This window comes from Candidatus Woesearchaeota archaeon (assembly GCA_027858315.1).
Lineage (GTDB): Archaea > Nanobdellota > Nanobdellia > Woesearchaeales > UBA583 > UBA583.
Window position 1 is genome coordinate 1 of sequence record JAQICV010000102.1, and the last position, 6647, is coordinate 6647.

The window sequence follows — 6647 nt, forward strand, 5'->3', positions numbered from 1 at the left end:
GCTGTAGTATCATAAGCTGTATTTGCTTTATTCGTCAACTCACTTTCATTATCATATTTTGGCACAAGGCCAGAAGCTACCTCAATAGCAGCTCCGGCTCCAGAAATTCCTTTTAATGATGTAGCTCCTTTTGTTTTACCAAGACTAGCTAAAGGAGAAGAAGTGTTTAACCCCTTATACCCTAAATCTATCTTTTCAATGGAAGTTTGTGCAGATTTATATGTAGCAGGGTCAAAAGTAGAATACTTTAATTTATTAGACCCAGAAAGAATTTCCTGCAAACTTTTTTGTGTAGAAGGACTAAGCCCAAGATTATAATTTAATGGTAATCCAGCCTGTCCTTTTAGTATTTTTCTTTTATGCATAACTTACAGTAAATAGTGTTAATAGTGAATTTATCAATGCATATCTAGTGCCATCATACCTTATTCTTATTTTTATGTACTTATCTCTAATTTTCATACCTACATTATCAGATAATAGTAAAGTATTACTTGAGTCTAAGTATGCATATTTAAAAATAATTGGTTGAATTTGCACATCTCAAGCATCTTCTACATAATTCATATTTCCTTTTAATCGTCCTTTTTTCTTTATATCCATTCCTTTTTGATAGGATAAAACTTCTTTTTGTTTAGTTTTATCATTATATAAAAGAGTTACATCTCTTATATCATCTCCTTCTACTCAACTTCTTGTAAAATTATCCTTTTTAAATATATAAGGTACTTTTTTAATAGAAGAATCCCCTAATAAATAATTTTCAAACTCGTCTTGTGTAGTAAAGGAATAAATACTATCTTTAGCATCCACTCAATTAAAACCTTCTCCAGCTATTTCATAATAAAATGAATCTGGTTCAGTTAAATTTGATATAATTTTTAAATTATCAAATATCTTTTGAGTTCCCTGTACACCAATGACTACAAATTCAAATTCAAATGGATATTGCATATCATATCATTTGGTAGGAAGGATATTTCCAGCCTCTTCTTGCAATCCTGCAAAGCCATGTTTGTATAAAATATTTCCTTTTCCAATATGATGTGTTTCATTTGCAAATGTATAAAAAATATTGTTAATATTTTCTGAATATTCAGGAAATCAAGAATATCTGGTTACTCACTTTTCTAAAAGTTCATTTCAACATATATGCCATTGATTATCAGGAGTTACAAAAGTAAACATTACATCTTCTTTATTAGCGTTAAAATGTGTTTTAATAAAGAAAGATCCATTCATATATGTATTCTGTAATCTATTTAATGTAATATTATCATTCAAAAATTTCTGAATTTTTAAATTTGAAATAATATCAAAAACTTCTCCATTAGTTCTCCATATTTTTTTACCAACAGTATCAATTCCATATATAAATCTATTAGTTTTTACAATAGAACTCTCTCACATACTACCAAAAGAATCAGAAATTACTTTAGGATTTTTTGGAAGAACATTTTCAGTATTTACATAAACATTTTCTCCAGAAGCATTTGCCATTAAAGCTCTCTCATTTACAGGTATCATTAAAATACCTTTTTCCATGACTGCTATCAATGTACCAAATCGTTCTACAAGTTTTACAATTGCTCCATATTCATTAGAATAATCTCTATAATGATTGTCAATAAATATTCTATTTCCATTTTTAAAAGAAGATTCTTGTAATGGTTGAGAGTAATGTATTCTTGTATTAAAAGTATTCTTTAAAAAAGGAACATCAGGTAATTCAAAATAAGATTTTTTGCTGTTTATTTCTTTATATCCTTTATTGTAAATACTAGATTCAGGTAATTTATTATTTGGGTCTGCTTCTTGTAGAGGATGAAAACTTCTTTTTAGACCAAAAAGAGCCTCTTCAGAAGATCTAGAAAAATCTAAATCTCTTAAAGCAATATTTATATTTGAACACACTGGAAACACTATTCAATGTCCTAATGGAACTGCATTTACATCAGGTCTATTAATTTTAGAAACACCATATAATCCATTTTCTTCTGATTTTTTTTCAAAATCTTTTCCATCTACTGGGATTACCTTTGCATCACTTAATTTAGAGGAACTATATGTGAATAATTCTAACAATTTTTGATAAAAAATTGTGCTTTCTCCAGATCATCCATCACCAAATCCTATATTATTACCCGTAAATTCAATATTTTCTTTAGCTACTCTATAGTTTTTATGTCAAGTTCAATTGTCTATAATTTTATTAGTAGTAGGAAGTTCTGGGTCAATAAAATTCCAGTTCATTCTATGAGCCACTGTATTTATAAAGCAATCTCCTCTATATACTTTTATTGGACGATCCTGAGTATTCTCTCAAGAAATCCTATCAGACACAGCAAAGAAAGAAGCTTTATTATTATATCTTACTTTAAAATAATCTCTTCATCTTTTAGTAAAATTATAATCCTTCTGGTATATATTATATAATTGATGCTTTTCTAAGTATTTATAACTTGTGCCTATGTAGGTATTAAAGATACCCCTAATCTTAGTAGTACTTTTTGTTCACTCTGACTCTTTATAATTATCAGAAGCTTCTTCTAAATCTCCTTTTATATCCAGTGCTTCTCAGGCTCTTCCTGCATCTCCTGCTAAACTTTTAAATTTATGATCTGTATCTCCAATTTGTGAAATTCCTGGAGTTACAAGTAATAAAGACGCATCTAAGTTAGTACTTGGCGTTCCGATGCCTAAACTACCTAAGAAAAACTTATTTCTTTTATTATTAGTTGTTTTATCTAGAAAAAGTGCATTAGTATCATTTTTAATCTTTTTTAATATAAAATTAGATGAATTAAATATTGACCCAAATTTTTCTGGGTCTAAAGTAGCTTCTGGGCATATTAAAGAATCTGAAAGAACATTTGAAGCTGTAAAAAAAGATCTTCCTAACTTTGGTCTGTCACTTTCTTTTTTTAAGAAAGACTCCATAAAATAAGATAAGCTATCATTAGTTTCCGAATCATAATGAGATCCATATATTACAGGAGTTCTTGTAGTTTTCTCTGTCCCTATAGAAAGTCCTTGTGTAAGGATTGTAGGTATTCTTTTTTGTCTAACTATGAAACATCCTTTAGTTATATCCTTTAATCCAGGTAAGTCTTTTATTGAATTTCCTTCTATTACATCCCCTTTAAATCTAAATTTTAACCCAATAGGAGTAGCTGTATTAGCAGAAAATATACCTTCTTTTAAATCTATTTTAAAAACACCTTTAGTATTTTCAGGATTATATATATTCTCAGAGTTGCTTAAATAAACTCCATCTTCTCCATATTTTATTACATCATCTACATCAATAGTAGTAAATATAAAATCGTCATCTAATACGGTAACTCCTCTAACATTAAATTCAGGTGATAAAGTATAATCATTCATTATATACACAATACCAAATCTATATATTTCTTCATCTCAATGACCTAATCTATAATAAGTATTTTCTGCACTATAATATTCAGGTTTATGAAGAACACTTTTCTTTTCAAAGTCTTCATCTAATAGAGAAATTTTTTCTTCTAAACAAATCTCTGGTACTACAGATAAACTATATTTTTCAAGAGTTTCATATAAATCATAATTTCTTTGAGACCCACCAATAAAAGTCATCTTTTGGCAATTTTCACTTGTCTTAGCAGCATCAAAAGCTGCATACTGAAGATTTATTTCTTCATTACCTATTTTTGTATGAGTTTCATATCCTGTAATAGTAATACTAGTATCTAAACTACCTATTTTAAATTTATCTTCTATTTTAAAAGTCTCTAATGTAGCTACATCATTACTTCCAGTAGATTTTGTATAATATATGTTAATATAACTAAAAGATAAATCTATATTTTTTAATAAAAACTTAACGATTTTTCCGCTGTCTTCATTGTACTGACCACCTCTTATAGAACTAGGATCATCTACACTTCCTACATAGCAAGTAACAGGGCCTGATTCAGCTATAAAGTCTGATTCATTTCCATCTGCATCTGCTAATTTAAAATAAAAAGTATATAAACCTACATGTAAAATACCTCCATCTTCTATTCCTAAAAAATCAAGAGAAGAAATAGTTTTTGCTCTTTTTATTAAAGAAGTTTCTGATAAAATATTATCTTTAGAATAAATATTTGTGTCTAGAGCACCTTCTCTATCTGCTATTTTATAATTTAAAGAATCTTTTAAATAAAATCTAGTATTAATTAATTTTAAAGGATTATTTTTATCATTCAGAATTAAATTAGTAGAATTATCATAAGACTTCTCAACATCTATTTGTAGTGGAGTATTTACATCCACTTTTATATCTTTAGCTATAACACTAAAATCTATTAAGTCTCCATCATCTCCTTTAAGATTTTTAAGTGGAGCATATCTATAAACAAGGGAACCATCTTCCGGTCCCGCTTGTATAGTATTATTTATTCCTATATTAATTGTTGGTAATGCCATAGTTATTATTGTAGAGAGTAAAATAAATTTTTTGCTAATACTAAAGTTCCAGAATCTACTTGTCTAGTTACATAATAATCCTCTGTATTTTCTGGAATATTATCATATAAATTGCCAGATAATACAGTCTCATTAACATAAGGAGCTGTTATAATCGCTGATTCTTCTAATTGAAGAACTTGTTCATATCTTTCAACATCATATAAATCTCCCCATACTAATTGTATAGATTCATCTAACCCAGTACCAATAACTTGTACTGCAATATTATCTCCATAATATTCTGATGGAGAATATTGAAAATAAGCAGCTTGTATACTATTTCCGAAAAAAGTAGCCTGTACTAGAGTATATTTTATCACTCCTATAAAAGCTAAATTTAAAGATGTATTTGCAGAGACATTTCCTTGGTAAGATAGATAGTCATGTCCTGGCAAGAATCCTTTTATATTAAAATCTATATCTGGATAAATAAGAATTTTAGCTGTTTTTTCATCAACTATTTCTACTCCTAATGACACTGTACTACTTTCAATAGTGGCTTCATCACTTCTTACAATTCATCCTTTATATGTTACATCATCCTGAATTTGTTCAACATAAAGACTCCCTTTACTAGAGTCTGGAAAAGGCAGATTCATAGTAATAGTTAATTCTATTTTCTTTCTATCTAAATCTTGAATAGCCATCATAGTAGGAACACCATAATATAATTCTTTTAGTGGATTATAATATTGATCGAAGAAAATTGTGCTATATCCGGCATTTTCAAAAGAATAATCAATTAATCTATCATAATCAAATATAATATTCTCATATGAAATAGTTTCATAATTATTAGATGCTATTTGTATAGTAAAATTATTATCATTATCTGCTACTTTAGGTTTTAATCAGAAATAAAATTGATTGTACCCAGCATTTTTATAAGGAAGTACGGGTTCTCCATTTTGTGTTAATGTTATATCATATACTGTAGTAGTTAATCAATCTGCCATTAATACAAATAAAGATTGTAGGGAGCAGTCCTCAGATGCAACAATAATTTTATTACTAATTTTAAAAGCTGTATGTACTCATGCTGGAACTGCTGGGTCTGTATCTATTACAGTAATAATGTCCCCTGCTATAGTATAATGGCCTAATAAAACAGCTCCAACTGGAGTTGCTTCTCCATCTAATACATAAACACTTGGTGTATTAGATGTAACTAAAGCTGGAGTTAAATCATTGTCTAAATTATTTTTAAGATAAATAACTTCAAATGTTTTTTCTCCTGCAACAGGATCACAGGTAAATCTATCAGCATCTGGATCAAAGACTATTTTATCTTGGTCAGTAGTAATTAATACTGTACCTGTTTCTGTGTATTTATCGATATAGATATTAGGTAAATCTATTTCTGCTATAGGAACACCACCAACTGATATAATTGGTTTAATTTCATAAAATAATTCTGTGTTGGTAACAACTGGTCCTAAATTATGTTCAAATACTCATTCTCCTTCATCTAAAGTACCTACTAAAGTACCTGTTAAAGTAATCTCGGATGCTTCTCCATAAGTTATTTTTACTTCTGGTTGTACATTTTCTATAACTTCTGTACCATTCATAAGAACTGTAAAAGAAATTGTATATTCTTCCGAAGCATTCTTTGTTACAGTTGGATATTCTACTAAAGAAAATTCATCTAAATCTTCTATTTCTAAAGATAAACTAAGTTTTCCTTTATATTGTTTATTGCTTTTATATTCAAATATTGGGTCATTAAATCAGAAAGTTGTGGCATCTAATACTCCTCCTTTAAAAGTTCTGTACTTATTCCAAATATCATCTGTTAAATCTAAATACCCATTTATTAATTGATGTAGTAATTTAACTTTATAAAATCTTTTATTGTAGACATCCCCAATATAATAAGAAATTAAATCACCTGTTATAAAAGTAGCTGCCTCAAAAGTTACAAGTCTCCCTGATTTAAACACAGTTTCATTGATAGTTGTTGGATTATATAATATATTTAGATAATTAGCTGGATTACTATAAGTAGTTAAGAAACCATTATAGGATACATCACCACCAAATTCTGGACTTGGATAAGTTCCTATTTCTACTTCTCCATATTGATTATTATAATCTTCTACTGTTCCTATATATTTTCACCAGATATTTGTTTCTAAAGGTAATACTGCATC

The 6647-nt window shown here is 28.2% G+C and carries 10 protein-coding genes; all 10 read right to left on the minus strand.

The window, feature by feature from the left end; translation table 11 throughout:
• The coding region (locus tag PF569_09915; GenBank protein MDA3856548.1) for a hypothetical protein at positions 1 to 365 on the minus strand (365 nt) is incomplete at its 3' end.
• Positions 366 to 687: 322 nt separating this feature from the next.
• Positions 688 to 813 carry a hypothetical protein gene (locus PF569_09920; GenBank protein ID MDA3856549.1) on the minus strand — a complete coding sequence of 42 codons (126 nt, stop codon included), beginning with the start codon at positions 811 to 813 and terminating at the stop codon, positions 688 to 690.
• A complete protein-coding gene (locus tag PF569_09925; protein ID MDA3856550.1) occupies positions 814 to 954 on the minus strand; it encodes a hypothetical protein in 141 nt (46 codons plus the stop codon).
• Positions 955 to 1404: 450 nt separating this feature from the next.
• Positions 1405 to 1914: a hypothetical protein gene (locus tag PF569_09930; GenBank protein ID MDA3856551.1), complete on the minus strand. Its 510-nt coding sequence runs from the start codon at positions 1912 to 1914 to the stop codon at positions 1405 to 1407.
• A 12-nt stretch (positions 1915 to 1926) separates the two neighbouring features.
• A complete protein-coding gene (locus PF569_09935) occupies positions 1927 to 2085 on the minus strand; it encodes a hypothetical protein (GenBank protein ID MDA3856552.1) in 159 nt (52 codons plus the stop codon).
• Positions 2086 to 2577: 492 nt separating this feature from the next.
• Positions 2578 to 3387 (minus strand): hypothetical protein, encoded by an 810-nt coding sequence (locus PF569_09940; protein MDA3856553.1) that lies wholly within the window; start codon positions 3385 to 3387, stop codon positions 2578 to 2580.
• A gap of 36 nt (positions 3388 to 3423) precedes the next feature.
• Positions 3424 to 4452, minus strand: coding sequence for a hypothetical protein (locus tag PF569_09945; protein ID MDA3856554.1), 1029 nt, complete (start codon positions 4450 to 4452; stop codon positions 3424 to 3426).
• Between the two features lie 5 nt (positions 4453 to 4457).
• Positions 4458 to 4973, minus strand: coding sequence for a hypothetical protein (locus tag PF569_09950; protein ID MDA3856555.1), 516 nt, complete (start codon positions 4971 to 4973; stop codon positions 4458 to 4460).
• A gap of 39 nt (positions 4974 to 5012) precedes the next feature.
• Complete coding sequence (locus PF569_09955; protein MDA3856556.1) at positions 5013 to 5141, minus strand: hypothetical protein; 129 nt, start codon at positions 5139 to 5141, stop codon at positions 5013 to 5015.
• A 1083-nt stretch (positions 5142 to 6224) separates the two neighbouring features.
• A complete protein-coding gene (locus PF569_09960) occupies positions 6225 to 6437 on the minus strand; it encodes a hypothetical protein (protein MDA3856557.1) in 213 nt (70 codons plus the stop codon).
• Positions 6438 to 6647 lie beyond the last annotated feature (210 nt).